This window comes from Streptomyces djakartensis, assembly GCF_014651075.1.
GTDB classification, from domain to species: domain Bacteria; phylum Actinomycetota; class Actinomycetes; order Streptomycetales; family Streptomycetaceae; genus Streptomyces; species Streptomyces djakartensis.
The window spans coordinates 1-26,595 of sequence record NZ_BMWE01000023.1 but is presented as its reverse complement, the minus strand read 5'-3'; the positions used below and the strand labels follow the sequence as shown (position 1 = coordinate 26,595).

Here is a 26,595-nt window from a genome sequence, read left to right as displayed (position 1 = left end):
CAGGAACCTCCTACAGGCGCGTCCAGGTGTTCCGGTCCCGTGCCACGGCGTGCAGTGCCTCCACGTCCGCCGGCTTGAGGACGCCGCCCTGCCGGGCCAGAGCCGGTACGTCCGTGTCGGTCAGGACGCGGACCTCGCCCGGGGCGGTGGGGACCGACAGGGCCGCGGGTTCCACCAGGGCGAGGACGGGGCGGACCTCCGCCATCAGGGCGTGCGAGGCGCGGTCGGCGTCGGCGCGGACGCGGCGGAGCAGGGGGTTCGTTTCGCGGCGCCCCAGGGTGACCAGGGGGTCCTCGACCGTCACCCGCTGCTTGCGGGCGTACAGCGTGTGCAGGGCGAACAACCCGCCCGGGCCGATCAGCAGGTGGTGGACGCGGCTGCCGCCGGGGAGCGGGACGGAGTGCAGGGCGTGCCAGCCGCCGCCGTCCAGGCGGTCCAGGGCGTCCCCGACCCTCTGTTCGGCCGCCAGGGCCCGGCGGCGGGGGTCGGGGCGCAGCCGGCGGGCCGGGCCGGGATCGCGGTCCAGAGCGACGAGGAGGGCTTCGCCGGGACGGTTGGGGGCCAGGTCGTCGTCGGGGTGCAGGGTCAGACGGGCGAGTTCGGCGGGGGTCGGCACCGGGGGCGGTCCCACCGTCACCGGGCCGGTGACGAACGGCCCGAGGGCCCGGAGCACGCCGTCCTCGTGGTCCTCGGCGAGCAGGTTGACCCGGGCGGCCTCAGGGTCGTACCAGGCGATGTTCCGGCCGTCCGGGAGGCAGACGTACAGCCGCTCCTGCCCGTGCCGCCAGGTCGGTATGACGCGCAGTCCGTCCATGCACCATCACCCCAGTCCATGGGAACAGGCGGGGTGCTGCGGGGGCAAGAACCCGGCTACCTTTGGAAGGAGTTGGGCGGTGATGGTGGGGAGGCGCCGTTGCGTACCCGCAGGAAACCCGATGTGCCGGCTCCGGAGAACCCGTGGAACGAGGTCGTCCCCGGGCTCTGGATGGGCGGCCACGAGTACACGGCCACCCTGGGCCACCTGGCGTTCGCTGTCGTACGGGACGAGTTCGATCTCGTGCAGACGCTGCTGCGGCTGCCCGGCCACGGGCCCGACCCGGGCGTCGCGCACCACGTGTGGCCCATTCCCGACGGGCCGCTCGACGGGACGCAGCTCGCCGGGGTGATCCGGCTGGCCGAGGCCGCGTGCGAGGCGCTGGAGGAGGACCGCAAGGTCCTCGTCCGCTGTTACCACGGGTACAACCGCTCCGGTCTCGTCGTCGCGCACGCGCTGGTCCGCCTGGGCAGCTCCGCCGACGAGGCGATCCGGCTGATCCGGGCCCGCCGCTCGCCCTGGGCGCTGCACAACGAGCTGTTCGTCGAGTACCTGCGGGCCGGGCTGACCACCGCCCGGCTGCTGGAGGAGCTCACCGAGTAGCGCGGCGACGGGCTCCCTCCGCGTGAAGGCGACGGGCTCCCTCACACGTGAAGGCGACGGGCTCCCCGGCCCGCATGGGCGACCGGCTCCCTCCCGCGTGAAGGCGAAGGGCTCCCTCGTGCGCAAATGGGATTTCCCCGCGAATAAGGTGGGCGGGGCCGCCGCTCGGCCCGAGAGGCGTGATCATCCTCGAACAGCAGGAGTCCAGTGCCCGCCCGCCGCCCCCGAAGCCGCCTCGGAAGAGCCGCCCGCCGCACCGCAGCGCTCGCCCTCCTGCTGGGCTCCGCCGCCGGCTGCGGTGACGCCGGTGGGCTGGAGGGCGCCGGCGCCACGCCTACGGCGATCGGTCCGGCCCGGCTCTGGCCGGAACTCACACCGGCGTCCAGTCCCGCCTTCGAGATCGGCGAGGTGAACACCGAGGTGGTCAAGGGCGTCACCGTCCCCCGCGACGACGACATCCGCGGCGTGGACCCGGTCGGCATCGTCCGGGCCGAGATCGCCGCGCATCCGGGTGACTACGAGGGTGACAAGGCGCCCTACCGCGACACGGCCCGGCGGGTGGCCGACTGCGGCAAGGGGCCCGGACACGGACGGTGCCCGGTCCTCAGGCCGTACTACCGGGACCTGACCGGCGACGGGCGCGACGACCTGGCCCTCGGCTTCCCGCTGCTGCCCGGCAAGACCACCGCCGTGCGCGTCTACACCGTCGAGAAACACCGGCTCACGCAGGTCATGGCCTGGGAGGACGCGCTGAGCGGCGTCGAGCTGGCCGGACGCTCCCTCGTCATCCGCTCGCCCTCGGAGGTCGCGGGGTACGAGTACCGCCTGCAGTGGACCTGGGACCCCGACCAGCGGGCCATGCTCCTCACCCACGACGAGATGCTGCCCACCGGCCCGCGGCACCACTCCCGCCGCCCCTCCGGCTCGCCCTCCCCGTCCGTCGCCCCATCCGTCTCCCCCTCGGCGGGCACCGGATGAGACCCTCCCTCCCCCGGTGGTCGGGGACGCTCGCCGTGAAGGCCGCCGCGTTCATCACGGTGATGTGCTGCGCCCTGGCCGCGCTGCTCGGCGTCCTGGTGCATGTGCAGGTGACGAACCAGACCGTCGACCAGGCACGCGACCAGGCGCTGCAACGGCTGGCGACGGCGACGGAGCGGTACGAGGCCGGGGATCCGCTCAGGCTCAGTGCCGGTCTGGACCCCCCGGGCCTGCCCCGGCAGCTGCGGGAGATGGCGGTCGCCGGGAAGCGCGGCACCATGGTCGCCGACCTCGCCGGACGCCCCACCATGTGGGCGGCCGGCCCCGCCGACGGCCGACGGGCACTGGCGGTGGCGGTCGACTACTCCCAGCAGGCGCGCACCATCGAGGGCCTGGACCGGGCGATCCTCTGGTCGTCGGGGCTGGCGATCGGGGCGACGCTGCTGGTCGGCGCGTTCGCGGTGACACGGGTGACGCGACGGCTGCACGGCACGGCGCGGGTGGCCCGGCGGATCAGCGCGGGCGACCTGGACGCACGCGTGAACGACCCGGGTGCGCGGCGGCGCGCGAAGGACCCCTCGCGCCCCCAGGACGAGGTGGCCGCGGTCGCGTCGGCGCTGGACTCCATGGCGTCGTCGTTGCAGAGCAAGCTGCTCGCCGAGCAGCGGTTCACGGCGGACGTGGCGCACGAGCTGCGCACCCCCCTGACCGGGCTGCACGCGGCGGCCGAGCTGCTGCCGCCGGGCCGCCCGACGGAGCTGGTGCGGGACCGGGTCGCGGCGCTGCGCACCCTCACGGAGGACCTGCTCGAGATCTCCCGGCTGGACACCGGCCGGGAGCGGCTCGAGCTGGACACCGAGCAGCTGGGGCCGCTGGCCGAACGGGTGGTGCGGGGTACAGGGAGCGGCACGGAGGTCAGGGTGGTACAGGATGTGCGTGTGGAGACGGACCGGCGGCGGCTGGAGCGGGTGCTGGGGAACCTCGTGGTGAACGCGCACCGGCACGGGCGGGGCCCGGTCGTGCTGACCGTGGACGGGCCGGTGGTCACCGTTCGCGATCACGGGGACGGTTTCCCGGAGTACCTCGTGGCGCACGGGCCGCAGCGGTTCCGCACGGAGGGGGGCGCGAAGGGGCATGGGCTGGGGCTGACCATCGCGGCGGGGCAGGCGGAGGTGCTGGGGGCGCGGCTGGAGTTCGCGAACGCGGCGGACGGTGGGGCCGTGGCCACGCTGAGGCTGACGGCGCAATAGGCCCCAGCGCCCCAGCCAGGCCCCCGGGCCCGTCGACCGCACACCACGCCGGTGCTGACACTCGGGCGGACCACAGCACCCCACACATCCCGTTTAGGTAGATTCCGGACATGAGTAACGCCGGAATCACCGTGGCGACGGCGGACCCGCCCGCACCCGCCGCCCGCCACCTCCCCCGGCGCCGCGGCGTCGAACTCGCCCTCATCGTCCTGGCCGTACTGCTGTCCGTGTACGGCTACTGCGCCGTCGGCCTCGCCCAGCACGGCACTCTCCCGCCCGGCGCCGCGGGCTACGGCGCCGGGCTCGGCGTGCTCGCCCTGCTGGCCCATCTGGCGGTGCGCCTGCGGGCGCCGTACGCGGACCCCCTGCCGCTGCCCATCGGCGTGCTGCTCAACGGAGTCGGCCTGGTGCTCATCTACCGGCTCGACCTGGAGACCCCGGGCGACCGGGCGGCACCGGCCCAACTGATCTGGTCGACACTGGGCGTGGCCCTGTTCATCCTGGTCGTCCTGCTGCTGCGCGACCACCGGGTGCTCCAGCGCTACGCGTACGTCTGCGTCGTCGCCGCGCTCGCGCTGCTCACCCTTCCGATCCTGTTCCCGGCGGTGAACGGCGCCCGCATCTGGATCCGGATCGCCGGATTCTCCATCCAGCCGGGCGAGTTCGCGAAGGTGCTGCTGGCGGTGTTCTTCGCCGCGTACCTGGCCGCGAACCGCAGCGCGCTGGCCTACACCGGCCGCCGCGTCTGGAAGCTCCAGCTGCCCACCGGCCGGGTCCTGGGCCCGATCGTCGCCGTCTGGCTGGTGAGCGTCTGCGTCCTGGTGCTGGAACGCGACCTCGGCACGTCGCTGCTCTTCTTCGGGCTGTTCGTGGTTCTCCTCTACGTCGCGACCGGCCGCACCGGCTGGATCGCCGTCGGCCTGCTGCTCGCCGCGCTGGGGGCGGTCGCCGTGGGCCGGCTGGAGCCGCACGTGCACAGCAGGATCGAGACGTGGCGGCACCCGTTCAGCTCCATCGAGGCGGGCGAGGGCGCGAACCAGCTCGCGCAGTCACTGTTCGCCTTCGCGGAGGGCGGCGTCCTCGGCACCGGCCTGGGGCTCGGCCACTCGGTCCTCATCGGCTTCGCCGTGAAGTCGGACTTCATCCTGGCCACGGCGGGCGAGGAACTCGGCTTCGCCGGCCTGTCCGCGATCTTCCTCCTCTACGGCCTGCTGGTGGAGCGCGGCTTCCGGGCGGGCCTGGCGCTGCGCGAGCCCTTCGGCCGGCTGCTCGCGGTCGGCCTCGCCTCACTCGTGTCGCTCCAGGTGTTCGTGATCGCGGGTGGCGTGACCGGCCTGATCCCGCTGACCGGCATGGCGATGCCGTTCCTGGCGCAGGGCGGCTCCTCGGTGGTCACCAACTGGGCGATCGTGGCGCTGCTGGTCCGGGTGAGCGACTCGGCGCGCCGTCAGCACGACGGGCAGGACGCCCGGTGACGCGGCACATCCGGCACGCCGGGTTCTTCTGCGCCCTGCTGCTGGCGGCCCTGTTGCTGAACGCCGCCCTCGTCCAGGTCGTGCGGGCCCCGGCGTACGAGGGCAACCCCGCCAACCGGCGGCCGGACATCGCCCGGTACGCGCAGCCGCGCGGCGACATCCTGGTCGGCGGCCGGGCCGTCACCGGCTCGGAGGACACCCGCGAGCACCTCCGCTACGAACGGACCTACGCGAACGGCCCGTTGTACGCGCCGGTCACCGGCTTCGCCTCCCAGCTGTACGGGACGACGCTCCTGGAGGACGCCGAGGACGCCGTACTGTCCGGCACGCACCCGATGCTGGCGCCGTTCCCGCTGTGGAGCGACTTCGCCCGGGCGCCGTACCGGGGCGGCGACGTCGTGACGACCCTCGACCCGGCCGCGCAACGGGCGGCGTACCGGGGGCTGGCCGGGCGCAAGGGCGCGCTGGCGGCGCTTGAGCCGTCGACCGGCCGGATCCTGGCCCTGTTCTCCGCCCCGTCCTACGACCCCCAGCCGCTGTCCGGCAACGGGACCGCGGCGTCCAGGGCGTGGGCGCGGCTGACCGCCGACCCGGACCGTCCGATGCTGAACCGGGCGGTACGGCAGACGTATCCACCGGGCTCCACCTTCAAGATCGTCACCGCGGCAGCCGCGCTGGACGCCGGCGTGGTCAGGAACCTGGACGCGCCGACCGACTCCCCGGACCCCTACACGCTGCCCGGAACGAGGACACGGCTGGTGAACGAGTCAAAGGGCTGCGCGGACGCCTCGCTTCGCGAGGCCTTCACGTTCTCCTGCAACACGGTGTTCGCGAAGCTCGGCGTGGACGTGGGCGCGCGGGACATGACGCGGACGGCACGCGCCTTCGGCTTCGACAACGGCGGGACGCACATCCCTTTCCCGGTGGCCCGGTCCACCTTCGACACATCGCTCGACCTGGCCCAGCTCGCCCTGTCGTCGATCGGCCAGTACAACACACGCGCCACGCCACTGCAGATGGCGATGGTCGCGGCGGCCGTCGCGGACGGCGGTCAGGTGCGCGAGCCCTATCTGGTGGAGCGGACGACCCGGCCGGGCGGCAGCACCCTCGCGGCAGCCGGTTCACGCCCGGCCCGCCAGGCGATGTCCCCCTCGACGGCCGTACGGCTGCGGGCACTGATGCGGGACGCGGTCAGGAACGGCACGGGACGCAAAGCGGCGATCCGCGGCGCCAAGGTGGGAGGCAAGACCGGCACGGCCCAGCACGGCCTCGGCAACTCCGGAACGCCGTACGCCTGGTTCGTCTCCTGGGCGCAGGGCGACCACGAGCCCGCCCCGCGGGTGGCGGTCGCCGTGGTCCTGGAGGACGCGCGGTCGGACCGCGGACACATCAGCGGCGGCGACGCGGCGCCGATCGCGCGAGCGGTGATGAAGGCGGTACTCAACTCCCGGGAACGGACGCCCAGTCAGTGAGACGGGCCTACCACGACAGCGAACTCCCGACCTAACGTTCGGTCATGACTCAGACCGCCACCGCGTACGAACTCGCCCAGGTCAACATCGCCCGCCTCAAGGCCCCGCTGGACACCCCGCTGCTGAAGGACTTCGTCGACAGCCTCGACCCGGTGAACGCGGACGCCGACGCGGCCGACGGCTTCGTCTGGCGCCTGCAGGACGACAACGGTGACGCCACGGACATCTCGGTCTTCGGTGACTCCTGGCTCATCATCAACATGTCGGTGTGGCGTGACACCGACGCCCTGACCGCGTTCATGTACCAGGGCAGGCACCGGGAGATGCTCGCCCGCCGCCGTGAGTGGTTCGAGCGCGTCCAGGAGGCCATGGCCACCCTCTGGTGGGTCCCGGCGGGCCACCGCCCCACGGTCGCCGAAGCGGAATCCCGGCTGCTCCACCTGCGCGCCCACGGCCCGACCCCGTACGCCTTCACCCTGCGCACCTCGTTCCCGCCCCAGGGGGCGACGCCGCTGCTCGGCGAGGTGCCGGAGGGGCTGGGCTGTTCGGTGTAGCGGCGGCGGCCGATGTCGGTGCCGGCGGGGAGCGGAACCCGTCGGCCCGATCCTGCCGTGGAAGACGCCGGCCCCGCAGAGAGTCCCGCGCGGAGGCTTGACGGGCTTGCTGACAAGCAGTCTCATAAGGGGGCGATGACGTGTGCACAACGAGGTGGGCAGCCATGACGACCCCGACACAAGCCGACGCGCTGGACGGCCTGCGCGATGCCCTGGGCCTGCTCAAGGACCGGGAACAGGTGGCCCAGCGGCTGCTCGACTCCTCCGCCAGGCACTCCTTCGACCCGGACCGGGAACTGGACTGGGACGCGCCCTTCGAGGAGGGCAAGTGGTTCTGGCCCCCGGAGCTGGTGTCGCTCTACGACACCCCGCTCTGGAAGCGGATGAGCGAGGAGCAGCGCATCATCCTCTCCCGGCACGAGGCGGCGGCCCTGGCCTCCCTCGGCATCTGGTTCGAGATCATCCTCATGCAGCTGCTGGTCCGGCACGTCTACGACAAGGCGGCGACGAGCGCCCACGTCCGCTACGCGCTCACCGAGATCGAGGACGAGTGCCGCCACTCCAAGATGTTCGCCCGGCTGATATCCCACGGCGGCACGCCCTGGTACCCGGTCAGCCGCGTCCACCACCGTCTCGGCCGCCTCTTCAAGACCATCTCCACCACGCCCGGTTCCTTCACGGCCACCCTGCTCGGGGAGGAGGTCCTCGACTGGATGCAGCGCCTGACGTTCCCCGACGAGCGGGTCCAGCCCCTCATCCGGGGCGTCACCCGCATCCACGTCATCGAGGAGGCCCGTCACGTGCGCTACGCCCGCGAGGAACTGCGCCGCCAGATGGTGACGGCCCCCCGGTGGTCCCAGGAGTTCACCCGCATCACCTCCGGCGAGTTCGCCCGGGTCTTCTCCGTGGCGTTCGTGAACCCCGAGGTCTACACCAACGTCGGCCTGGACAAACGTGAGGCCGTCGCCCAGGTACGGGCCAGCGGCCACCGCCGCGAGGTCATGCGGAACGGCTCCAGGCGCCTGACGGATTTCCTCGACGACATCGGAGTACTGAGGGGTGCCGGGCGGCGACTGTGGAAGTCATCGGGGCTGCTGGCATAGCGGCATCACCGCCGTCGACTCTGAAGCACGCCGGGGGTTGCTCAGCCCGGCGTTGCGGGGTGCGCGGCGTGGGTGCTGGGGCCGGGGCGTTGCGCAACTCGGCGCGACGAGGTGCCGCTGCGCCCACCCGTGCCGCCCAAGCGGCACGACTGCCCGCAGCTAGGGCGGCCACGACTGCCCGCAGCTGGGACGGCCGGCAGCCGCGTACGCACGGAAGGGGACGTGTCGGGGGGTGTCCGCCCGCAGCGGTTGGCGCGTCAACGGACAGTCACTCGGTATCCGACTCCATCGCGCCGTTCCGAGGACGGACACCCCCCGACACGTCCCCGACCCCCCACCCAGCGGCACGCACGCACGCACACCCGGCCCCAAGGCCCGGTTACGCTGCCGGTCATGACGCCATCCGCCCCAACACCCGCCTACCGGCGACTCAGCGTCGAGGAACGCCGCAGTCAGCTCCTCACCTCCGCGCTGGACCTCTTCGCACACCGCGCCCCCGAGGACGTGTCCCTGGACGACGTGGCGGAGGCCGCCGGGGTGTCGCGGCCGTTGGTGTACCGGTACTTCCCCGGCGGCAAGCAGCAACTGTACGAGGCAGCCCTCAGCTCGGCCGCCGACGAGCTGCGGCACTGCTTCGACGAACCCCTCGAGGGCCCCCTGCTCCCCCGCCTGTCCCGGGCCCTCGACCGCTACCTCACCTTCGTCGACCAGCACGCCGCCGGCTTCAGCGCCCTCCTCCAGGGCGGCAGCGTCGTCGAGACGTCGCGCACCACCGCCATAGTCGACGGCGTGCGCCGCGCCGCCGCCGAGCACATCTTCCGGCACCTCGAGGTCACCGAGCCCGGCCCCCGCCTGCGCATGACCGTCCGGATGTGGATCACCGCCGTCGAGGCCTCGTCGCTCATCTGGCTCGACGAGGACAAGCAGCCCCCGGCCGAGGAACTGCGCGACTGGCTCGTCGAGCAGTTCGTGGCCATGCTGAGCGTGACCGCCCGCCGCGACCCGCGGACCGACGCCCTGGTCCAGGCGCTCACCGAGGATGTCTGACACTGATGGCGTGAAGAGCGAAGACATCCCCTTCGAGGGCGGCCCCATGGACGGCAGGGTCCTGCCCGTCCTGCTCGGCATCACCGGCCACCCGCCCAAGACGTACCGCATCCCGGTCCCGGACCCCCAGGGCGGACCGCCCACCGTCCTGGTCTACCGCCGCGTACCCCGGCGGCAGGGCGGCGTCGGACTGACCCAGCGCTGGAAGTACGAGTACGACCCCGAGGGCGCCCCCACCCGACGGCTCAACTGGCCCTGGTCGAAGCCAGACGCCACGCCGCCCCGCAAGCCGGACGACGCCGACGGGTGACTCCGTTGCGCCGAACCGCGCACACTTGGCGCGCACACCGCGCGCACACCCCCGATCCTCACGGTGTCCGGTGGCGAACGGCCACCCTCACATCGGAGGTGACGCCATGTCAGGAAGGCTCGCACGTCTGGTTCTGGTCTGCATCGCGGCGACGGCGACCGGAGCCGCCCTCGCGCCCGTACCCGCCACGGCCGTTCCCGTTCCCGTTCCGCGGCCCGGCCCCGTACGGGACACCGCCTCCATGGCCGCTCTCCTGACGGACCTTCAGCGATTCTACCGGGACGCGGAGAAGGCCACCGAGGCCTACAACGCCACCGAGGAGGCACTGAGGAGGCAGCGGGCCGAGACCGACCGCCTGAACCGCGACCTCGCCCGCACCCGGCTCTCCCTCCACGACAGCCGGGGAGCGGCCGGCCGGCTCGCCCGGCAGCAGTACCAGAGCAGCACCGACCTCTCCCCGTACCTGCGCCTGCTCCTGGCCCGGGACCCGCAGCACGCCGTCGACCAGGGCCATGTGATCGGCCGGCTGGCGCGGGAGCGGGCCGCGATCATCGGCCGGCTGACCGGCAGCGAGCGCAAGGCCCACGACCTGGCTCGCAAGGCCCGCGAGGCGCTCGACGAGCAGCTCGCCCTCGCCGAGCGGCGGAAGAAGGAACGGGACGAGGTCCGCGAGCGGCTGCGCGAGGTCGAGGAACTGCTCGCCTCCCTCAACCGCGACCAGCTCGCCGCCCTCGCCGAGTTCGAGAGGATGGGGGCCCAAAGGGCGCAGGAGAGGTTCATGGCGTCCGGCGCGCTCAGCGGCGCACGCCGGCCGTCGGCCGAGGGCGAGAGGGCCGTGCGTTACGCCGTACGGCAGCTCGGCAAGCCGTACGAGTGGGGCGCCGAGGGCCCGAAGTCGTACGACTGCTCGGGGCTGACCTCGCAGGCGTGGGCCGAGGCCGGGACACCCATCCCCCGGACCAGCCAGGAGCAGTGGAAGCGGCTGAGGCCCGTCCCGCTGTCCGAGCTGCGCCCGGGAGACCTGGTCGTGTACTTCCCTCAGGCCACGCATGTGGCGCTGTACCTCGGCGACGGCATGGTCGTGCAGGCGCCCCGCCCGGGCGCGCAGGTGAAGGTGTCACCGATCGCGGCCAACCCGCTCCTGGGCGCCGTACGCCCCGACCCGGACGGGAAGCCCCTGCGGCGGTACGTGCCGCCGGAGCTCCCCGAGGGCGCCACGGACGGATCGGACGAGGGGTACGACCCGGAAGGGGGCTACGCGGCGCCCGCGCCGGACGCCTCGACCAGGTAGGCCTGCGCCTTCGCCGGCTCGTAGAAGAAGTTCTCGAAGTCGGAAGGGTCGTTGAAGCCGTTGGCGAAGCGGTCGGCGACCGGCTGGAGTTCACCGGCGGCACCGATGAGGTTCAGGATGTGCTCCGGCGGCGGCGCGAGCATCGCGTTGGTCCACTTGGTGACGTGCTGGGCGGTGTTCCAGTAGCGGTCGAAGGTGGCCCGCATCCACTCCTCGTCGAACGGCTTGTCGCCGTGCTCGACGATCGAGGAGAGGTAGGCCGCGGCGCACTTGGACGCCGAGTTGGAGCCCTGCCCGGTGATCGGGTCGTTCGCCACGACGACGTCCGCCACGCCCAGCACGAGCCCGCCGCCGGGGAGGCGGCCGACCGGGTTGCGGACGGTGGGGGCGTAGCGGCCGGCCAGCGTGCCGCCCGCGTCGGTCAGCTCGACCTTGGTGGCCCGCGCGTACTCCCAGGGGACGTACCGCTCCATGAGTTCCAGGGTCAGGGAGAGGTGCTCCGCCGGGTCCTTGACGCCGTTGAAGACGTCGAGCGGGCCGCCGGGTATGCCCTCCCAGAACAGGATGTCCGCGCGGCCGGACGTGGTCAGGGTGGGCATCACGAACAGCTCGCCGACACCCGGCACGAGGTTGCAGCGGACCCCTTCGGTGTCCGGGTGCTCGGGGCGCGGGCCGAGGCCGTGGACGTACGACACGGCCAGCGCGCGCTGCGGCTCGCTGTACGGGGACCGCTCCGGGTCCCGCGCGAACATCTGGACCAGCTCGCCCTTGCCGGCCGCCACGAGCACCAGGTCGTAGGCACGGGAGAAGTAGTCGAGGTCGCCGACGGCCGCGCCGTGGATGACGAGCTGGCCGCCGCGCTGCGCGAACGTCTCCATCCAGCCGGCCATCTTCACGCGCTGGTCGACCGACTGCGCGTACCCGTCGAGCCGGCCCAGCCAGTCGATCGCGCGGGCCGCGGGGCCCTCGGCCCAGGAGCCGGGCGCGGCGACCGAGACGCCGAGTCCTTCGATCTTCGGGGCCTGGGACTCCCAGAAGTTCAGCTGGAGATCGCGCTCGTGCTGCAGGGCCGTGTGGAACATGCACTGCGTCGACATGACCCGGCCGGTGCGGATCTCGTCCGCCGTCCGGTTGGACATCAGGGTGACCTCGTACCCCTGGGACTGGAGGCCGAGAGCGATCTGGAGCCCGGACTGACCGGCTCCGACGACGAGTATCTTCCGCATGCGGGGTTGTCCTCTACTCGGGGGTTTCGTCGAGCGCGTGGCCCACCAGGGCCAGGAGGGTCTCGATCACGGAGATCCGGCGACGCGCGTCCATGATCATGACAGGTATGTGCCGCGGGATGGTCAGGGCCTCCCGCACGTCCTCCGGCTCGAACCGCTCACTGCCGTCGAAGTGGTTCACGGCGACGACGTACGGCAGTCCCGAACTCTCGAAGTAGTCCAGGACCGGGAAGCAGTCCTTCAGGCGGCGCGTGTCGGCCAGGACGACGGCGCCGATCGCTCCGCGCACGATGTCGTCCCACATGAACCAGAAGCGCTGCTGGCCCGGCGTGCCGAACAGGTAGAGCACCAGGTCGTCGTCGAGCGTGATGCGCCCGAAGTCCATGGCCACGGTGGTGGTGGACTTGCCCGGCGTGGCGGTGAGGTCGTCGGTGGCCTCGCTCGCCTCGGTCATCAGCGCCTCGGTCTGCAGGGGCGTGATCTCCGAGACGGCCGTGACCAGCGTGGTCTTGCCCACCCCGAAGCCACCCGCCACCACGATCTTCGTGGCGATGGGGGCCCGGGTGCGGTCCGTCTGCCAGGCGTGCATGCCGTCGTCGGGCTGGACGAACGGGGAGGAAGCGGAGACGCCGTGAGCGGCGTCAGAGACGACGGAGTCCACTCAGCACCCTTTCCAGCAGAGCTCGGTCCGGGCGGCCCGTGCCGTGGCCGGTGCCCGTTCCGTACACACGGATCTTTCCCTGGTCCGCGAGGTCGCTGAGGAGCACGCGGACCACGCCGAGCGGCATCTTCAGCAGCGCGGCGATCTCGGCCACCGTACGCATCCGGCGGCACAGTTCGACGATGGCCCGCAGCTCCGGCATCACCCGGGTGGACAGCGAGCCGTTCGTCAGTTCCTTGCGCTCCTCCGGGGCGTCCAGCGCGGCCGTGCTCGCCACGAACGTCTCCACCAGGAGGACGTGGCCGAAGCGGGTGCGGCCGCCGGTGAGCGAGTAGGGGCGGACCCGGGCGGGTTTGCGGTCACCGCCACGGACCGGGAGGTGCTGTTTGGGCGTGCTGCTCATCGGGCCCTCCCCGTCGTCTGGGAATGCTCCAGGGATTTGCGGAGTTCGCTGCGGAGTTCGGGCGTCAGGACGTGTCCGGCGCGGCCGACGAACAGGGCCATGTGGTACGCCACCACGCTCATGTCGCAGTCGGCGGAGCCGTGGACGCCGAGCAGCGAGCCGTCGCTGATGGACATCACGAACAGGCTGCCCTCGTCCATCGCGACCATCGTGTGCTTGACGCCGCCGAAGTCCATCAGCTTGGCGGCGCCGATGGTGAGGCTGCCGATGCCGGAGACGATCGTGGCGAGGTCGGCGGCGGAGCCGCGCGGGCCGCGCGGTCGGGTCCCGCCCGCGTGGAGGGCCTGCCGGGCCTGCTGGTTGCGGTGGTCGTCCGAGGACAGCAGTAGCAGTCCGTCGGAGGAGACGACCGCGACCGAGAGGATGCCGGGTACCTCCTCGACGAGATTGGTCAGCAGCCAGTGCAGGTTGCGGGCCTCACTACTCAGTCCGATCAGTCCGAAGGTACTGGGCGCGGTCAACTGCTTGCCTCCTCGACTGTGCCCCCCGTGGCTTCTTCGGATACAGCTGGTCCAGATGTGCCGGTGGCCGGCCGCTTGTGCGAGGCCGTCTTCTCGGCGATCTCCGCCTCCACCTCGCGGTAGCCGGCCTGGGCGCCCTGGCGGAAGCCGCCCAGACGGCGGCGGAGGGCTTCGGCGTCGACGGAGCCGCTGCGGCGGCGGGGCTCGGTGGTCGGAGCGGTGATCTTCGGGGTGCGCTTGGGCAGGCCCTTGTCGGTGACGCGCTCGTGTTCGACGTCGGCCTCGGCTGCGCCTTCGGCGTCGTCGTTCCCACCCGCACCCCCCGTGCGGGTTTCGTCGCCGGGTGCGGGTGGCCCCTGTGGGGCGGATTCGCCGTCGGCGGCTGCGGGGTCGTGGTGGGCAGGGTGCGGCTCCGCCTGCCATGCCGGCTCCGTCCCGCCCTGCGGGGCCCCGCCTGGTTCCCGCGGTGCCGCGATGTCCGCCGCTCCCTGCGGTGCCCCGGGCGACTCCGCCGACTGCAGCGGGATCAGCAGCTCCATCGTGGTCTCGGCGGGGGTCTCCGCCGGGGCGGCCGGGCCTTCGGCATCCGCCGGGGCGGCCGGGCCGGATTCCTCGGGTGCGCTCGGTTCCATTCCCCCCGGGACAGCCCCGGCCGGTTCCGCGGGGGCAGCCGGGTCGGACTCCCCAGACGCGATCGGCCCGACGCCCGCCAGGCCACTCCGGGCCGCATCCGCCGGAACAGCCGAATCCGACACCCCAGGTGCGGTCGGCGCGACACCCTCCGGACCACCCAGGGTCGAATCTGCGGGGGCAGCCGGGTCCGACACCCCAGGCACGATCGGCCCGACACCCTCCGGACCACCCAGGGCCGCATCCGCGGGGGCGGCCGGGCCGGACTCCTCAGGTGCGGTCGGCGCGATGCTCGTCGGGGCCGGTGGGGCCGGTTGCGCGGGGGCTGGCGGATTGTCTTCCGGCCAGGCGGCCGGCGTTCGGGCTCCGGAGGGGGCCGCCGGGTCGGTCCCTGCCGGGGCCGCGGGGCCCGCCTGCTCCGTCTGTTCCGGATGCCCGGCGGCCTCCGTGGTGTCCGCGACCTGCCCGGGCTCCGCGTACTCCCTGGGCTCCGAGAGCCCCTCAGCCACGGCAGTGCCCTCTGACTCGGCAGAGTCCGCCGCCCCAGCCGTCTCTTCCCTCCGCACCGCCTTCTCCGCGGCCGCGACCAGGGGATCCCCGCTGCTCGTGCGGCCGTACAGGACGTTGGAGTTGGCCTCGGCGTCGGCGCCGGGCAGGGAGAAGCCGGGCGCCGCGCCCGAGACCGGGCCGGACGCCGGGACGGCGGCGGCCGGGGCGGCGGCGAGCAGGGAGCGGGGCAGGACGACGACGGCCGCGACACCACCCTGCTTCTGCTCGCGCAGCTGCACCCGCACGCCGTGGCGCTGGGCGAGGCGGGCCACGACGTAGAGTCCGAGGCCGAGACCGTCCTCGCCCTCCTGGTCGTACGGCGCCTCCGGGTCGAAGTCGGTGAGGCGGGTGTTCAGCCGCTCCAGCCGCTCCTCGGTCATGCCGATGCCCTCGTCCAGGACGGAGAGCATGACCTCGCCGTTCTCCAGCAGCCAGCCGGAGATCTCGACGGGCAGGTCCGGCGGGGAGAACGAGGTGGCGTTCTCCATGAGTTCGGCCAGCAGGTGGGAGAGGTCGTCCGCGGCGAACCCGGCGATGTGCGCGTGCGGTGGCAGCGCGGCGATCCGCACCCGCTCGTACCGCTCGATCTCGCTGACCGCGGCGCGGACGACATCCACGAGCGGCACGGGCCCGGCCGCGTGCTGGACGTGCTCGGTGCCGGCCAGGACCAGGAGGTTCTCGCTGTGCCGGCGCATGACCGTCGCGAAGTGGTCGAGTTTGAAGAGCGTGGCGAGGCGCTCCGGGTCCTGCTCGCGCTCCTCCAGGTTCTCGATGACGGCCAGTTGCCGCTCGACCAGGCCGAGGGTGCGCAGGGCGAGGTTGACGAAGGTGCCGCCGATGGCGGTGCGCAGCCGCTCCAGCTGGGCGGCGGACTCGGCGAGTTCGCCGCGCAGTTCCTCGCGGGCGTCGGCCATCTTCTGGCGCTGGCCGACGAGGTGCTTGCGGTCTGCCTCCAGCGTGGTGATCCGCTCGGTGAGGGCGGCGGCGTGCGCGTGCAGGGCGTTGACGGAGCGGACGACCTGGGCGAACTCGTCGTTGCGGCCGGTGAACTTCACCGGCTCCTCGGCCGCCGGTTCCTCGGCCTCGGCCAGGCGCTTGGAGCCCAGGCGCAGGACCGCGAGGGGGCGCGTGAGGCTGCGCGCCATGCCCGTGGCGACGCCGACGGCGAGCAGCATGAGGGCGCCGAGGACGGCGACGCGGATCTCCAGCGCGGTGACGTCGTCGTCGCGCAGCGCCTCCAGGTCGTTGGTGCGGCGGTCGTAGAGGGCGGACTCCACGCCGCGCATCACGTCGACGCGGGCGGACAGGGCCGCGTCCAGCTTCTTGGTGCCGGTGGAGAGTTCGCCGCCGGACAGGCTCGGCTGGTCGGTCAGGGTGGCGAGGTACTTCTCAGCGGAGTTGACCTCGGTGCCGGTGACCGTGTTGTCGAACGAGGTGCGGGCCGCCTTGGGGGCGGTGGCGCGGAAGTCGGCCAGGGCCGCGTCCGAGCGCAGCCGGGCCTGCTGGGCGGCGGCGCTCAGGGCGTCGCGCTGCCGGGCGTCGGCGTCCGAGGAGGTGGACGTCTCGGCCGGCAGGCCGGTGACGGGGTCGATGACCGTGTCGGTGCCGCGCGGCACGCTGAGGGCGGCGAGCAGCAGGCCCCGGGCGGCGGCGGCCTGCTGGACCGCGGAGTCCAGTTCGGCCAGGGCGTGGCTGCCGGAGCCGGCGCGGGGCGGCGTCTGCTCTGCCAGCTGTTCGGCGAGCCGGTGGAGCTCCGTGATGACGGCGGAGTACGCCTGGTGTGCTTCGAGGGCGCTGCTCTTGCCGGTGAGCGCCGCTCGGCGGATGGCGGCTATGTCGTCGAGGTCCGAGCGGAGCGCGGCGGGCGTGTCGGTGTCCGCCCGCAGTTCCCCCACCTGCCGGTCCACGCGGGCGCTGTGCTGCTCCGAGGGCGCCTTGGACTTGGGCCGGCCGGCCGCGATGAAGGAGGTGACGTCGTCGCGCTCGTCGGCGAGGGAGTGCGCGAGGGCGAGGGCGTCCTGCGTCTGCCCGGCGAGCGTCACGAGCTCCTGCGAGTCGTGGAGTTGCCCGGAGGCGGCGAGGACCGACGGGGTACCGGCACCGGCTATGGCCGCGGCGACCACGGCCACCGCGACGATGAGCCGGTTGCGTACATGGGTGGGGCGGCCCTTGCCGGTGGGGGGCGTCGGCTCAGCGCCCTGAACGGGGGCCGTCTGCTTGCCTGTGCGACGAGGCCGCGTCTTCTGCACCGGTGCTCGCATTCCTGACTCGTGAACTCATGGGCCCGGATGACGCTCCGTCAACTGACGCGTACTCCAGGTGCGCTTCCCGACCCTCCCAGCGCCGGTGGGCAGCGCACGCGCGCATCACCTGACCCGCCACTCGAAGGAGTGAACCCCGGAGGGGAGTTGAGGGGCAAGTTCCGCCGGCCCTTGCAGGGGCCTTGCGCAGTACGCCGGTTGGACGCCGGGGGCGGGCGGTGGCAGTATTCGCCACCACGCCTTCCCGGAACAAATCATTCCACCCAAAACGGGGCGTCTGACCTGCGCGACTGCGCGGGTCCGGCGACCATTGCCAGCCCCTTGCGGACTTTGTGAAGGGCTCGTGCAGACTGGCTGGATGCGTACTGAACTCGTTTCGGAGCCCGGAGACGCGGACCGCCCCAACGAGGACTTCGCGAGTGTCGGACTACCGGCCTCCGGACAGGGTGGTTCGGTCGTCGTCCTGGACGGGGTCACGCCGCCGAAGAACGGGACGGGGTGTCTGCATTCCGTCCCCTGGTTCACGGCCCGCCTCGGGGGAGCCCTGACCGAACTGACCGTTTCACTCCCGGATACCCCCCTGGCCGACGCCTTGTCCCTCGCCATCGCGCGTACCGCCGAGGCGCATGCCTCAACCTGTGATCTTTCTCACCCGCGTACGCCTCAGGCCACGGTGGTCGTGGCCCGCTGGTCCCCCGAGACGGTCGAGTACCTGGTTCTGTCCGACTCCGCTCTCCTCGTGGAGTCGCCGGACGGCGTGGTGACGCCGGTCCTGGACGACCGCCTGTCCCTGCTGCCCCGCTCCGCGCTGGCCACGGACGCGCTGGTGGACTCCACGGTCCGCAACCGGGAAGGCGGTTTCTTCACGGCCGCCGCCGACCCCGGGGTGTCCGCGCGGGCGGTGACCGGGACCGTGCCCCGCCGGGAGGTCCGCGCGCTGACCGTGCTCACGGACGGAGCCGCGCGCTGGGTGGAACGCTTCGGGGAGGGCGACTGGGCGGACTGCTTCCAGCTCGTCCGCAAGGAGGGACCGCAGGCACTGGTGGACCGGGTCCGGACACTGGAAAGGGCGGACACGGCCAGGACCTTCCTGGGCCGGAGCAAGACGCACGACGACGCGACGGTGGTCTTCGTAGAGTTCTGACGACCGGCGCCGGGCGCGTTTCCGGAGCTGCTTCAGAGCTGCTCAGAGCTGCTTCAAAGCTGCTTCAAAGCTGCTTCGGGACTACTTCTCCATGCTGCGGTTGAGCTGGTGCAGCAGCCGGGCCAGTTCCGTCACCGCGCCGGTGTCCCAGTCGGCGAGGCGGCCGGCGTAGCGGGCGCGGCGGGCCTCACGCACCCGGCGGACACGGTCGTGGCCCTCCTGGGTGAGGGCGACGAGCCAGGCGCGGCCGTCGGCGGGGTCGGGCTCGCGGGCGACCAGGCCGAGCTCCTCCAGGGCGCGCAACTGGCGGGACATCGTGGCCTTGCCGACGCCGATGTAGGCGGCGAGCTCGGTGGCCCGCTGCCCGCCGTACTCGTCCAGCCGGACGAGGATGCCGTACGCGGACGACTCGAGGTCGGGATGGACCTCCCGGGCCATCTCGCCCTGGCTGGCCCGGGCGCGCCGCAGCAGCACGGTCAGCTCCCGCTCCAACGCGAGGAACGCGGGCTGGTCCACCCCGCTCCCGGCCGGACCGGCATCCCGGTGTCCGGCGTCGTTGCCTTCCTCGTGCACGTCAGCCCCTGCCTCGGTTCTCGCCCGGTACCCGATCCCGGTACCTGGAATTCTCCGCCACCTGCCGCCGTCGCCGCAGCTCGGCAAGTATTCCGCAGGCCAGGCCGTTCCCGTTGCACAGGGCGGCCACACGGTGAAGGCCCGGGCCTCCCTCACGGGGCCCGGGCCTTCCTCATCCGATGACCTCCGTCACGCGGCCACCGGAACCTCCGGCGCCACACCCGCGGTGGCGGGGGCGAGCGCCAGCTCCAGGACCTGGCGGACGTCGGTGACGGCGTGGACGTCGAGCTTGTCCAGCACCTCCGCCGGGACGTCGTCCAGGTCGGGTTCGTTGCGCTTGGGGATGATCACGGTGGTGACCCCCGCCCGGTGCGCGGCGAGCAGCTTCTGCTTCACGCCGCCGATCGGCAGGACCCGGCCGGTCAGCGAGACCTCGCCGGTCATCGCCACGTCCGTGCGCACCAGGCGGCCGGAGAGCAGCGAGGCCAGGGCGGTGGTCATCGTGATGCCGGCGCTGGGGCCGTCCTTGGGGACCGCGCCCGCCGGGAAGTGGATGTGCACGCCCCGGTCCTTCAGGTCGGCCACCGGCAGTTCGAGCTCGGCGCCGTGGGAGCGCAGGAAGCTCAGCGCGATCTGCGCGGACTCCTTCATCACGTCGCCCAGCTGACCGGTCAGGGTCAGCCCCGCGGCACCCGTCTCCGGGTCGGCCAGCGACGCCTCCACGTACAGCACGTCACCACCGGCGCCCGTCACCGCGAGGCCCGTCGCCACGCCCGGCACGGAGGTCCGGCGCTCGGCCGGGTCCTGGGCGGACTCGGGCACGTGGTGCGGCCGGCCGATCAGAGAGCGCAGGTCCTCGTCGCGGACGGTGAAGGGCAGCTCCCGCTCGCCCAGCTCGTGCTGGGCCGCGACCTTGCGCAGCAGCCGTGCGACGGACCGCTCCAGGTTGCGCACGCCCGCCTCGCGCGTGTACTCACCGGCGAGCTTGCGCAGGGCTCCCTCGTCGATGGCCACCTCGTCCTGGTCGAGCCCGGCCCGCTCCAGCTGCCGCGGGAGCAGGTGGTCGCGGGCGATGACGACCTTCTCGTCCTCGGTGTAGCCGTCCAGGCGGACGACCTCCATGCGGTCGGCCAGGGCCTCGGGGATGGCCTCCAGGACGTTGGCGGTGGCGAGGAAGACCACGTCCGACAGGTCCAGCTCGACCTCCAGGTAGTGGTCCCGGAAGGTGTGGTTCTGCGCCGGGTCGAGCACCTCGAGCAGGGCCGCGGCCGGGTCGCCCCGGAAGTCCGAGCCCACCTTGTCGATCTCGTCGAGCAGGACGACCGGGTTCATGGACCCGGCCTCCTTGATGGCGCGGACGACCCGGCCGGGCATGGCACCGACGTAGGTCCGCCGGTGGCCGCGGATCTCGGCCTCGTCACGGACGCCGCCGAGGGCCACGCGCACGAACTTCCGCCCCATGGCGTGGGCGACGGACTCGCCCAGGCTGGTCTTGCCGACGCCGGGCGGCCCCACGAGCGCGAGCACGGCGCCTCCGCGGCGCCCGCCGACGACGCCGAGCCCGCGGTCGCCGCGCCGCTTGCGCACCGCCAGGTACTCGGTGATCCGCTCCTTCACGTCGTCCAGGCCGGCGTGCTCCGCGTCGAGGACGGCCTGGGCTCCCTGGATGTCGTAGGCGTCCTCGGTGCGCTCGTTCCACGGCATCTCCAGGACCGTGTCGAGCCAGGTGCGGATCCAGGAGCCCTCGGGTGACTGGTCGGAGGACCGCTCCAGCTTGTCGACCTCCTTGAGCGCGGCCTCGCGGACCTTCTCGGGCAGGTCGGCGGCCTCCACGCGGGCGCGGTAGTCGTCGGACTCCTCGCCCTCCTGCTCGCCGTTCAGCTCGCGCAACTCCTTGCGGACCGCTTCCAGCTGACGCCGCAGCAGGAACTCGCGCTGCTGCTTGTCGACGCCCTCCTGGACGTCCTTGGCGATGGACTCGGCCACGTCCTGTTCGGCGAGGTGGTCGCGCAGCTGCTGGGTGGCGAGCTTGAGACGGACCACCGGGTCGGCGGTCTCCAGGAGTTCCACCTTCTGCTCGGTGGTGAGGAACGGCGAGTAGCCGGAGTTGTCGGCGAGCGCCGACACGTCGTCGATGGCCTGGACCCGGTCGACGACCTGCCAGGCGCCGCGCTTGCGCAGCCAGGCGGTGGCGAGCGCCTTGTACTCCTTGACCAGGTCCGTCACTTGCCCGGGCAGCGGCTCCGGGACGGTCTCGTCGACGCTGGTGCCCTCGACCCAGAGGGCAGCGCCGGGGCCCGTGGTCCCCGCACCGATCCTCACTCGGCCCCGGCCGCGGATCAGCGCGCCCGGGTCGCCGTCGGCCAGCCGGCCCACCTGCTCGACGGTGCCGAGCACGCCGGTGTTCGCGTACGTCCCGTCGATGCGCGGCACCAGGAGTACCCGGGGCTTTCCGGGTGTTGTCCGGGCAGCGGCCTGGGCGGCCTCCACCGCGGCCCGGACCTCGTTGTCGCTCAGGTCCAGCGGGACCACCATCCCGGGCAGCACGACCTCGTCGTCGAGCGGCAGAACGGGCAGGGTGAGCGGTGTGGACGTCGAAGCCATGATCTCCCCTTCGGCAGTCAAGTTGAGCTATGCCGACTCAATGCGCAGGGCCCGGCGAATGTTCCCCGAGGGCCGTTCGCTGTCAGCGATCACGGGTCACATCGGGAGCGCAGGAGCGCGTAGAGTCCCTCAAAGTAATGGGCGAATGCCGCATGAGGTTATTACAAGCGCTTTGCGGGGGGATGGCATGGACGAGACCGTGCGGGCATGGGTGGACGGGTGGGTGGTCTCCCGCGGGGCGGCTCCGCCGGTGGCCGAGGCGTGGGGCTGCACGATCGACGTGGGGGCGATCGGCCATGTGACCCGGCATGTGTTCGGCGCGACCGGGGACGGGCTCGACGAGGCCACTGTCCGCAAGACGGCCGGCGCGGTCACCGGCGACGGAGTGTGGCTGAAGGCGTTCCGGGATCCGGCGGTGGTCGCCCGCTGGCTGGACGACAGCTGGTGGATCGATCCCGAGCCCGGTTATCTGATGACCGTCCCGCTGACCACGGACGACGCTCCGGACGTCACCGAGGTGCCACCCGGCTACCGGATGCGCCGCTGGTCGCGCGGCGGGGTGACCCGGGTACTGATCGCCGCGCCCGACGGCTCTCTGGCGGCGCGCGGCCAGATCGCCCCCACGGGGGCGACCGCGGTGGCGGACCAGATCGAGACGACCCCCGAGCACCGCCGCAGAGGGCTCGGCAGGCTCGTCATGCGGACCCTGCAGGACGCCGCCGCCCGGCAGGGCGCCCGGACCGGCGTCCTGGCCGGGACCCCCGCGGGCCGGCGGCTCTACGCGTCACTCGGCTGGCAGGTCGTGGCGCCGCTCACCAGCGCCCGGCACACCACCGCTGCCCCGTCCTGACGCCCCGTCGGCCCGCGGCACCCGCCACCGCCGGACCACCGGCCAGGTCGCGACCCCGATGGCCAGGGCGATCAGATGCCCCCAGTCCGTCATCGGGTCGCCGAGGGCGAGCAGATCCCGGAGCAGCATCCCGCCGAAGGCGGCCAGCAGCGGAACGCGCTGCCAGAGCGGCAGCAGACCGGCCAGCGCGCCGGTGCCGGCGGCGACACCGAAGCTGACGCCGTAGTCGAGGCGGTGCAGCGAACTGTCGGGCAGGTGCCCGGCCAGCACCGCGAGCCCCACCGGGACCTCGGTCGCCAGGGTGGCCAGGACATGACCGAGCAGGAAGACGCCGGCCGTCGACAGGCCCCCGATCCGACGCTCCAGCGCGGTCAACACGAGCACGAAACCGATGACGAACGGCGACGTCACCCCGCCCGCCACCCACAGCGCACTGCCGACCAGCACGAACGCCGGCGCCCGCACCAGGTGCGCCACATCGGTGCTGGAGCCCTGCAGCAGGGCGTGCACGAGGGCGGGGTCCGCGTAGGCGGAGATCAGCGAGGTCATACAGAGCAGGGCCGCGTATGCGAACGTGAACGGCGTGCTGGTGGGGGTCGGCAGCAGCAGCCAGGGCCGTGACGCATCGAGCCCGTGCCGGAACCGCGACGTCCGCGCCGGGGCGACGGCGCCCGCCGGTTCCCGTACGTCCCTGCCGGCCGACTCGCCCGGGCGCCCGACCGGGGACGCCCGCGGCGTGCCGTCCACCGGCCCCGGGGCCGTGGAAACGGCGTCGGCCCCGGAGCCGTCCGCCCGGCGGGTCCGTGGCCCCGGCACCCCGTCCAGCAGCCCGGACATCTCGGACCCGGGCGCGTGCGGCGGCGTCGGGCCGGCCGTCTCACCGGCCGGTGCGGTGCGGTCCACGGCGGGGCGCTCCTTCCGTCATGTCACAGCCTTCGCCGCCCGTCCCGCTGTCCGCGACGGGCGCCACACGAAAGCCGGTTCACAGCGACCTCATGGCCGGGCGGAAATCCTTCGCGCCGCGCCGTCCACGCCTGTCAGGATGCCCCCATGCCCACCTCGAACGACATTCCCCACGTACTGGACCGTCGCGAGGGCCCGCACGGCGAGGTCGTGCTGCGGCGGCACGGCGGCCGACTGGAGATCATCGCGAACGGCTGCTTCCTGATGGACACCTCCGACGGGCGTTCGGAGCGGCGGCTGGTCGACGCGGCACTGGACGCCCTGGCCGGCCGGACCGACCCCGACGTGCTGATCGGCGGGCTCGGCGTCGGCTTCTCGCTGGCACACGCGGCGGCGGACCCTCGCTGGGGACGGATCACGGTGGTGGAACGCGAGCGGGCGATCGTCGAGTGGCATCAGGACGGCCCGCTCTCCGCGATCTCCGCCCGGGCCCTGGCCGACCCGCGCGCACATATCGTCGAAGCCGATCTGGTGGCCTACGTCAATGAGACATCCGACACGTTCGACGCCCTGTGTCTCGACATCGACAACGGCCCCGGATGGACGGTCACGGAGGGCAACGGAAATCTCTACCGTGAGGCCGGACTGGCAAGCTGCGCACGGGTGTTGAGGCCCGGAGGGGTTCTCGCCGTCTGGTCCGCCCAGCCCTCTCCGCAATTCGAGGAAACCTTGCGGAATGCCGGGTTCCAGCAGGTGCGTACCGAAGAGATCCCGGTTGCCCGGGGCGCTCCCGACGTCGTGCACCTCGCTATCAGCCCTGGATAGCAAAGGCGTACTGCCTCCCCGTACGCTGCTCCTCTGACGCCGATCATTCAAGCGTCAATCGCAACCATGCGCAGGCACAGCCAGTCAGAAGGAATCACCCCACTGATTCCGGAAAGCACACCCCAGGGGCGGGCGATGGAGCAGACACACACCTCCCACAACGGTTCGGCGACGGCTACTCCGGGCGCACAGCGTCGGGTTCTCGTCGTCGAGGACGACGCCACGATCGTGGACGCCATCGCGACCCGTATGCGCGCCGAGGGATTCCTCGTGCAAACGGCGGGCGACGGTCCGGCCGCGGTCGACACGGCCGAGGCCTGGCAGCCCGACCTGCTGATCCTCGACATCATGCTGCCCGGCTTCGACGGTCTGGAGGTCTGCCGCCGCGTGCAGGCAGCCCGGCCGGTGCCGGTGATGATGCTCACCGCGCGCGACGACGAGACCGACATGCTGGTCGGACTCGGGGTCGGCGCCGACGACTACATGACGAAGCCGTTCTCGATGCGGGAGCTGGCGGCACGTGTGCACGTGCTGCTGCGCCGGGTGGAACGGGCCGCGATCGCCGCCGCGACGCCGCGCAGCGGCATCCTGCGCCTCGGCGAGCTGGAGATCGACCACGCGCAGCGCCGGGTCCGGGTGCGCAGTGAGGACGTTCACCTCACGCCCACCGAGTTCGACCTGCTGGTCTGCCTGGCGAACACCCCGCGTGCGGTGCTCTCGCGCGAGCAGCTGCTCGCCGAGGTCTGGGACTGGGCCGACGCCTCCGGCACACGCACGGTCGACAGCCACATCAAGGCGCTGCGCCGGAAGATCGGCGCCGAGCGGATCCGTACGGTGCACGGCGTGGGTTACGCCCTGGAGACCCCGACGCCATGAGCGGCGGGCCGGCCGCACGGCGAGGCCCCGGGGACCCGGAACCCTGGGGCGGAGTGAGTCCCTTCTCGATCAAGACCAAGCTGGGCGCGCTGGTCGTCATCTCGGTGCTGATCACCACGGGGCTGTCGGTGATCGCGGTGCACACCAAGACCGAGCTGCGCTTCATCACGGTCTTCTCGATGATCGCCACGCTGCTCATCACGCAGTTCGTGGCCCATTCGCTCACCGCGCCGCTGGACGAGATGACGGCGGTGGCGCGTTCCATCTCGCAGGGCGACTACACCCGCCGGACGCGCGAGAACCGCCGTGACGAGATGGGCGAACTGGCCGTGACGATCAACGCCATGGCCGACGAGCTGGAGGCCCAGGACCGGCAGCGCAAGGAACTGGTGGCGAATGTCTCGCACGAGCTGCGCACGCCCATCGCGGGGCTGCGCGCGGTGCTGGAGAACATCGTCGACGGTGTCACGCAGGCCGACCCGGAGACGATGCGCACGGCGCTGAAGCAGACCGAGCGGCTCGGCCGGCTGGTGGAGACGCTGCTGGACCTGTCCCGCCTGGACAACGGCGTCGTACCGCTGAAACAGCGGCGCTTCGAGGTGTGGCCGTATCTGTCGGGGGTGCTGAAGGAGGCCAACATGGTCGCCTCGGTGCGCGCGGGCATCGCCACCGGCTCGGGCAGTCACACCCGTACGGACGTTCATCTGCACCTCGACGTCCACCCACCGGAGTTGACCGCGCACGCGGACCCGGAGCGCATCCACCAGGTCGTCGCCAACCTCATCGACAACGCGGTCAAGCACAGCCCGCCGCACGGCCGGGTGACGGTCAAGGCGCGGCGCGGCGCGCTGCCGGAGTCACTGGAGCTGGAGGTCCTGGACGAGGGCCCCGGCATTCCGAAGTCGGAGTGGCACCGCGTCTTCGAGCGGTTCAACCGCGGCAGTGCCAAGCGGCCGCAGGGGCCGGGCAGCGACGGCGGCACGGGGCTGGGCCTGGCGATCGCCCGCTGGGCGGTGGATCTGCACGGAGGCAGGATCGGAGTGGCCGAATCCGAGCGAGGTTGCCGGATCCTTGTCACTCTTCCGGGACTGCCTTCTGTGCCAAGTTGACGTAAAGTTCGAAGCGGAGCCACAAGATCCACGGGCGTCCGCGCTGACGGACACGTGTGATCAGGCACAGGCCCGCGCCATCGGCGTACCGGGCCCTGCCCCGCCCTTCCCTCCTGAAGCGGAACTACGCTTGTTTCCCGCCATTTCAAGCCCTGAAACGCGGTTCGCGATGTGACTTACACGACGATGAACGGGCCCGACCTGACCTTCACGGTCAGGGAGGCGTAGCCTTGATTCCCGCTGTCCATCATCTTGTGAAGCGGAAGAGGGCGGTTGCCGCCGTGTCGCCACAGTCCCCCAGTAACTCGAGCATCTCGACCGACACCGACCAAGCGGGGAAGAATCCCGCAGCGTCGTTCGGTGCCAACGAGTGGCTCGTCGACGAGATCTATCAGCAGTACCTCCAGGACCCGAACTCGGTAGACCGAGCCTGGTGGGACTTCTTCGCCGACTACAAGCCCGGGGCGGCCGCCGTCCCGGCTCCGGCGGGTACCGCGGCCGCGGGGGCCGCCGGGACCACCACCGCTCAGCCGGCCGCGCAGGCCGCCCCGGCCCAGGCCCCC

Annotated in this window: 25 protein-coding genes; 16 read left to right on the top strand and 9 right to left on the bottom strand. The window is 72.4% G+C overall.

Translation table 11 applies throughout. The features are described from left to right. Nucleotides 1-10: 10 nt before the first annotated feature. Complete coding sequence (locus tag IE212_RS29510; RefSeq protein WP_190201019.1) at nt 11-814, bottom strand: nuclease-related domain-containing protein; 804 nt, start codon at nt 812-814, stop codon at nt 11-13. A 99-nt stretch (nt 815-913) separates the two neighbouring features. Here IE212_RS29510 and IE212_RS29505 point away from each other — a divergent pair, with 99 nt between their 5' ends. The 10 genes from IE212_RS29505 (at nt 914) to IE212_RS29460 (ending at nt 10,897) form a co-directional block, all read left to right on the top strand. Continuing rightward, a complete protein-coding gene (locus IE212_RS29505; RefSeq protein WP_190201018.1) occupies nt 914-1,417 on the top strand; it encodes a protein-tyrosine phosphatase family protein in 504 nt (167 codons plus the stop codon). A gap of 207 nt (nt 1,418-1,624) precedes the next feature. After that, nucleotides 1,625-2,395 carry a hypothetical protein gene (locus tag IE212_RS29500; RefSeq protein ID WP_190201017.1) on the top strand — a complete coding sequence of 257 codons (771 nt, stop codon included), beginning with the start codon at nt 1,625-1,627 and terminating at the stop codon, nt 2,393-2,395. Further along, the gene (locus IE212_RS29495) at nt 2,392-3,645 is read left to right on the top strand and encodes an ATP-binding protein (protein WP_190201016.1); all 1,254 of its coding nucleotides are present in this window, start codon (nt 2,392-2,394) and stop codon (nt 3,643-3,645) included. Before IE212_RS29500 ends, IE212_RS29495 begins: the two co-directional genes overlap by 4 nt. Before the next feature lie 110 nt (nt 3,646-3,755). Then, nucleotides 3,756-5,120, top strand: a complete 1,365-nt coding sequence (locus tag IE212_RS29490; RefSeq protein ID WP_190201015.1) for an FtsW/RodA/SpoVE family cell cycle protein — start codon at nt 3,756-3,758, stop codon at nt 5,118-5,120. Further along, nucleotides 5,117-6,592: a penicillin-binding transpeptidase domain-containing protein gene (locus IE212_RS29485; protein ID WP_190201014.1), complete on the top strand. Its 1,476-nt coding sequence runs from the start codon at nt 5,117-5,119 to the stop codon at nt 6,590-6,592. The genes IE212_RS29490 and IE212_RS29485 overlap by 4 nt, the downstream gene beginning before the upstream one ends. 44 nt (nt 6,593-6,636) lie before the next feature. Continuing rightward, the gene (locus tag IE212_RS29480) at nt 6,637-7,146 is read left to right on the top strand and encodes a DUF3291 domain-containing protein (RefSeq protein WP_190201013.1); all 510 of its coding nucleotides are present in this window, start codon (nt 6,637-6,639) and stop codon (nt 7,144-7,146) included. A gap of 164 nt (nt 7,147-7,310) precedes the next feature. Next, nucleotides 7,311-8,249: an AurF N-oxygenase family protein gene (locus IE212_RS29475; RefSeq protein WP_190201012.1), complete on the top strand. Its 939-nt coding sequence runs from the start codon at nt 7,311-7,313 to the stop codon at nt 8,247-8,249. A gap of 393 nt (nt 8,250-8,642) precedes the next feature. Further along, nucleotides 8,643-9,296 carry a TetR/AcrR family transcriptional regulator gene (locus IE212_RS29470; RefSeq protein ID WP_190201011.1) on the top strand — a complete coding sequence of 218 codons (654 nt, stop codon included), beginning with the start codon at nt 8,643-8,645 and terminating at the stop codon, nt 9,294-9,296. A gap of 10 nt (nt 9,297-9,306) precedes the next feature. Beyond that, nucleotides 9,307-9,606 (top strand): DUF8847 domain-containing protein, encoded by a 300-nt coding sequence (locus IE212_RS29465; RefSeq protein WP_190201010.1) that lies wholly within the window; start codon nt 9,307-9,309, stop codon nt 9,604-9,606. A 106-nt stretch (nt 9,607-9,712) separates the two neighbouring features. Further along, the gene (locus tag IE212_RS29460; protein ID WP_190201009.1) at nt 9,713-10,897 is read left to right on the top strand and encodes a C40 family peptidase; all 1,185 of its coding nucleotides are present in this window, start codon (nt 9,713-9,715) and stop codon (nt 10,895-10,897) included. Here IE212_RS29460 and IE212_RS29455 read toward each other — a convergent pair. The 5 genes from IE212_RS29455 to IE212_RS29435 are packed head-to-tail and all read right to left on the bottom strand — an operon-like array spanning nt 10,861 to nt 17,136. Further along, the gene (locus IE212_RS29455; RefSeq protein ID WP_190201008.1) at nt 10,861-12,123 is read right to left on the bottom strand and encodes a styrene monooxygenase/indole monooxygenase family protein; all 1,263 of its coding nucleotides are present in this window, start codon (nt 12,121-12,123) and stop codon (nt 10,861-10,863) included. The genes IE212_RS29460 and IE212_RS29455 overlap by 37 nt on opposite strands. A gap of 13 nt (nt 12,124-12,136) precedes the next feature. Then, a complete protein-coding gene (locus IE212_RS29450) occupies nt 12,137-12,784 on the bottom strand; it encodes a GTP-binding protein (protein ID WP_190201007.1) in 648 nt (215 codons plus the stop codon). Next, on the bottom strand, nt 12,765-13,187 hold the full coding sequence (locus tag IE212_RS29445) for a DUF742 domain-containing protein (RefSeq protein ID WP_010040346.1): 423 nt from the start codon (nt 13,185-13,187) through the stop codon (nt 12,765-12,767). Before IE212_RS29445 ends, IE212_RS29450 begins: the two co-directional genes overlap by 20 nt. Beyond that, nucleotides 13,184-13,708 (bottom strand): roadblock/LC7 domain-containing protein, encoded by a 525-nt coding sequence (locus IE212_RS29440; protein ID WP_190201006.1) that lies wholly within the window; start codon nt 13,706-13,708, stop codon nt 13,184-13,186. Before IE212_RS29440 ends, IE212_RS29445 begins: the two co-directional genes overlap by 4 nt. Beyond that, the gene (locus IE212_RS29435; protein ID WP_190201005.1) at nt 13,705-17,136 is read right to left on the bottom strand and encodes a sensor histidine kinase; all 3,432 of its coding nucleotides are present in this window, start codon (nt 17,134-17,136) and stop codon (nt 13,705-13,707) included. The genes IE212_RS29440 and IE212_RS29435 overlap by 4 nt, the downstream gene beginning before the upstream one ends. Nucleotides 17,137-17,506: 370 nt before the next feature. Here IE212_RS29435 and IE212_RS29430 point away from each other — a divergent pair, with 370 nt between their 5' ends. Then, on the top strand, nt 17,507-18,292 hold the full coding sequence (locus IE212_RS29430) for a protein phosphatase 2C domain-containing protein (protein WP_190201004.1): 786 nt from the start codon (nt 17,507-17,509) through the stop codon (nt 18,290-18,292). Nucleotides 18,293-18,373: 81 nt separating this feature from the next. Here the strand turns inward: IE212_RS29430 and IE212_RS29425 are convergent, their stop codons facing one another. Together IE212_RS29425 and lon are read right to left on the bottom strand one after the other, a co-directional pair. Then, nucleotides 18,374-18,865 (bottom strand): MarR family winged helix-turn-helix transcriptional regulator, encoded by a 492-nt coding sequence (locus IE212_RS29425; protein ID WP_190201003.1) that lies wholly within the window; start codon nt 18,863-18,865, stop codon nt 18,374-18,376. Between the two features lie 189 nt (nt 18,866-19,054). Continuing rightward, entirely contained in the window at nt 19,055-21,469 is a 2,415-nt protein-coding gene (gene lon, locus IE212_RS29420) for an endopeptidase La (protein ID WP_190201002.1), read from the bottom strand. 187 nt (nt 21,470-21,656) lie between these two features. On the opposite strand from lon, the gene IE212_RS29415 reads away from it, so the two are divergent. After that, nucleotides 21,657-22,319 carry a GNAT family N-acetyltransferase gene (locus IE212_RS29415; protein ID WP_190201001.1) on the top strand — a complete coding sequence of 221 codons (663 nt, stop codon included), beginning with the start codon at nt 21,657-21,659 and terminating at the stop codon, nt 22,317-22,319. Here IE212_RS29415 and IE212_RS29410 read toward each other — a convergent pair. Further along, entirely contained in the window at nt 22,254-23,222 is a 969-nt protein-coding gene (locus tag IE212_RS29410; protein WP_229864632.1) for a rhomboid-like protein, read from the bottom strand. The genes IE212_RS29415 and IE212_RS29410 overlap by 66 nt on opposite strands. 147 nt (nt 23,223-23,369) lie before the next feature. Between IE212_RS29410 and IE212_RS29405 the strand changes: the two genes are divergently transcribed. The 4 genes from IE212_RS29405 to IE212_RS29390 form a co-directional block, all read left to right on the top strand. Continuing rightward, nucleotides 23,370-24,047: a spermidine synthase family protein gene (locus IE212_RS29405; protein WP_190201000.1), complete on the top strand. Its 678-nt coding sequence runs from the start codon at nt 23,370-23,372 to the stop codon at nt 24,045-24,047. A gap of 135 nt (nt 24,048-24,182) precedes the next feature. Further along, nucleotides 24,183-24,923 carry a response regulator transcription factor gene (locus IE212_RS29400; protein WP_190200999.1) on the top strand — a complete coding sequence of 247 codons (741 nt, stop codon included), beginning with the start codon at nt 24,183-24,185 and terminating at the stop codon, nt 24,921-24,923. Then, nucleotides 24,920-26,032 (top strand): HAMP domain-containing sensor histidine kinase, encoded by a 1,113-nt coding sequence (locus IE212_RS29395; protein ID WP_190200998.1) that lies wholly within the window; start codon nt 24,920-24,922, stop codon nt 26,030-26,032. The genes IE212_RS29400 and IE212_RS29395 overlap by 4 nt, the downstream gene beginning before the upstream one ends. A 281-nt stretch (nt 26,033-26,313) precedes the next feature. Next, nucleotides 26,314-26,595, top strand: a 282-nt coding sequence (locus tag IE212_RS29390; RefSeq protein WP_190200997.1) for a 2-oxoglutarate dehydrogenase E1 subunit family protein, incomplete at its 3' end; no start/stop codon positions are given.

What these genes read in the sequence shown, in the direction of transcription:
- IE212_RS29510 (WP_190201019.1), bottom strand. Translation starts at nt 814, where the DNA reads ATGGACGGACTGCGCGTCATACCGACCTGGCGGCACGGGCAGGAGCGG.
- IE212_RS29495 (WP_190201016.1), top strand. Translation starts at nt 2,392, where the DNA reads ATGAGACCCTCCCTCCCCCGGTGGTCGGGGACGCTCGCCGTGAAGGCC.
- IE212_RS29490 (WP_190201015.1), top strand. Translation starts at nt 3,756, where the DNA reads ATGAGTAACGCCGGAATCACCGTGGCGACGGCGGACCCGCCCGCACCC.
- IE212_RS29480 (WP_190201013.1), top strand. Translation starts at nt 6,637, where the DNA reads ATGACTCAGACCGCCACCGCGTACGAACTCGCCCAGGTCAACATCGCC.
- IE212_RS29475 (WP_190201012.1), top strand. Translation starts at nt 7,311, where the DNA reads ATGACGACCCCGACACAAGCCGACGCGCTGGACGGCCTGCGCGATGCC.
- IE212_RS29470 (WP_190201011.1), top strand. Translation starts at nt 8,643, where the DNA reads ATGACGCCATCCGCCCCAACACCCGCCTACCGGCGACTCAGCGTCGAG.
- IE212_RS29460 (WP_190201009.1), top strand. Translation starts at nt 9,713, where the DNA reads ATGTCAGGAAGGCTCGCACGTCTGGTTCTGGTCTGCATCGCGGCGACG.
- IE212_RS29455 (WP_190201008.1), bottom strand. Translation starts at nt 12,123, where the DNA reads ATGCGGAAGATACTCGTCGTCGGAGCCGGTCAGTCCGGGCTCCAGATC.
- IE212_RS29445 (WP_010040346.1), bottom strand. Translation starts at nt 13,187, where the DNA reads ATGAGCAGCACGCCCAAACAGCACCTCCCGGTCCGTGGCGGTGACCGC.
- IE212_RS29430 (WP_190201004.1), top strand. Translation starts at nt 17,507, where the DNA reads ATGCGTACTGAACTCGTTTCGGAGCCCGGAGACGCGGACCGCCCCAAC.
- lon (WP_190201002.1), bottom strand. Translation starts at nt 21,469, where the DNA reads ATGGCTTCGACGTCCACACCGCTCACCCTGCCCGTTCTGCCGCTCGAC.
- IE212_RS29415 (WP_190201001.1), top strand. Translation starts at nt 21,657, where the DNA reads ATGGACGAGACCGTGCGGGCATGGGTGGACGGGTGGGTGGTCTCCCGC.
- IE212_RS29405 (WP_190201000.1), top strand. Translation starts at nt 23,370, where the DNA reads ATGCCCACCTCGAACGACATTCCCCACGTACTGGACCGTCGCGAGGGC.
- IE212_RS29400 (WP_190200999.1), top strand. Translation starts at nt 24,183, where the DNA reads ATGGAGCAGACACACACCTCCCACAACGGTTCGGCGACGGCTACTCCG.
- IE212_RS29395 (WP_190200998.1), top strand. Translation starts at nt 24,920, where the DNA reads ATGAGCGGCGGGCCGGCCGCACGGCGAGGCCCCGGGGACCCGGAACCC.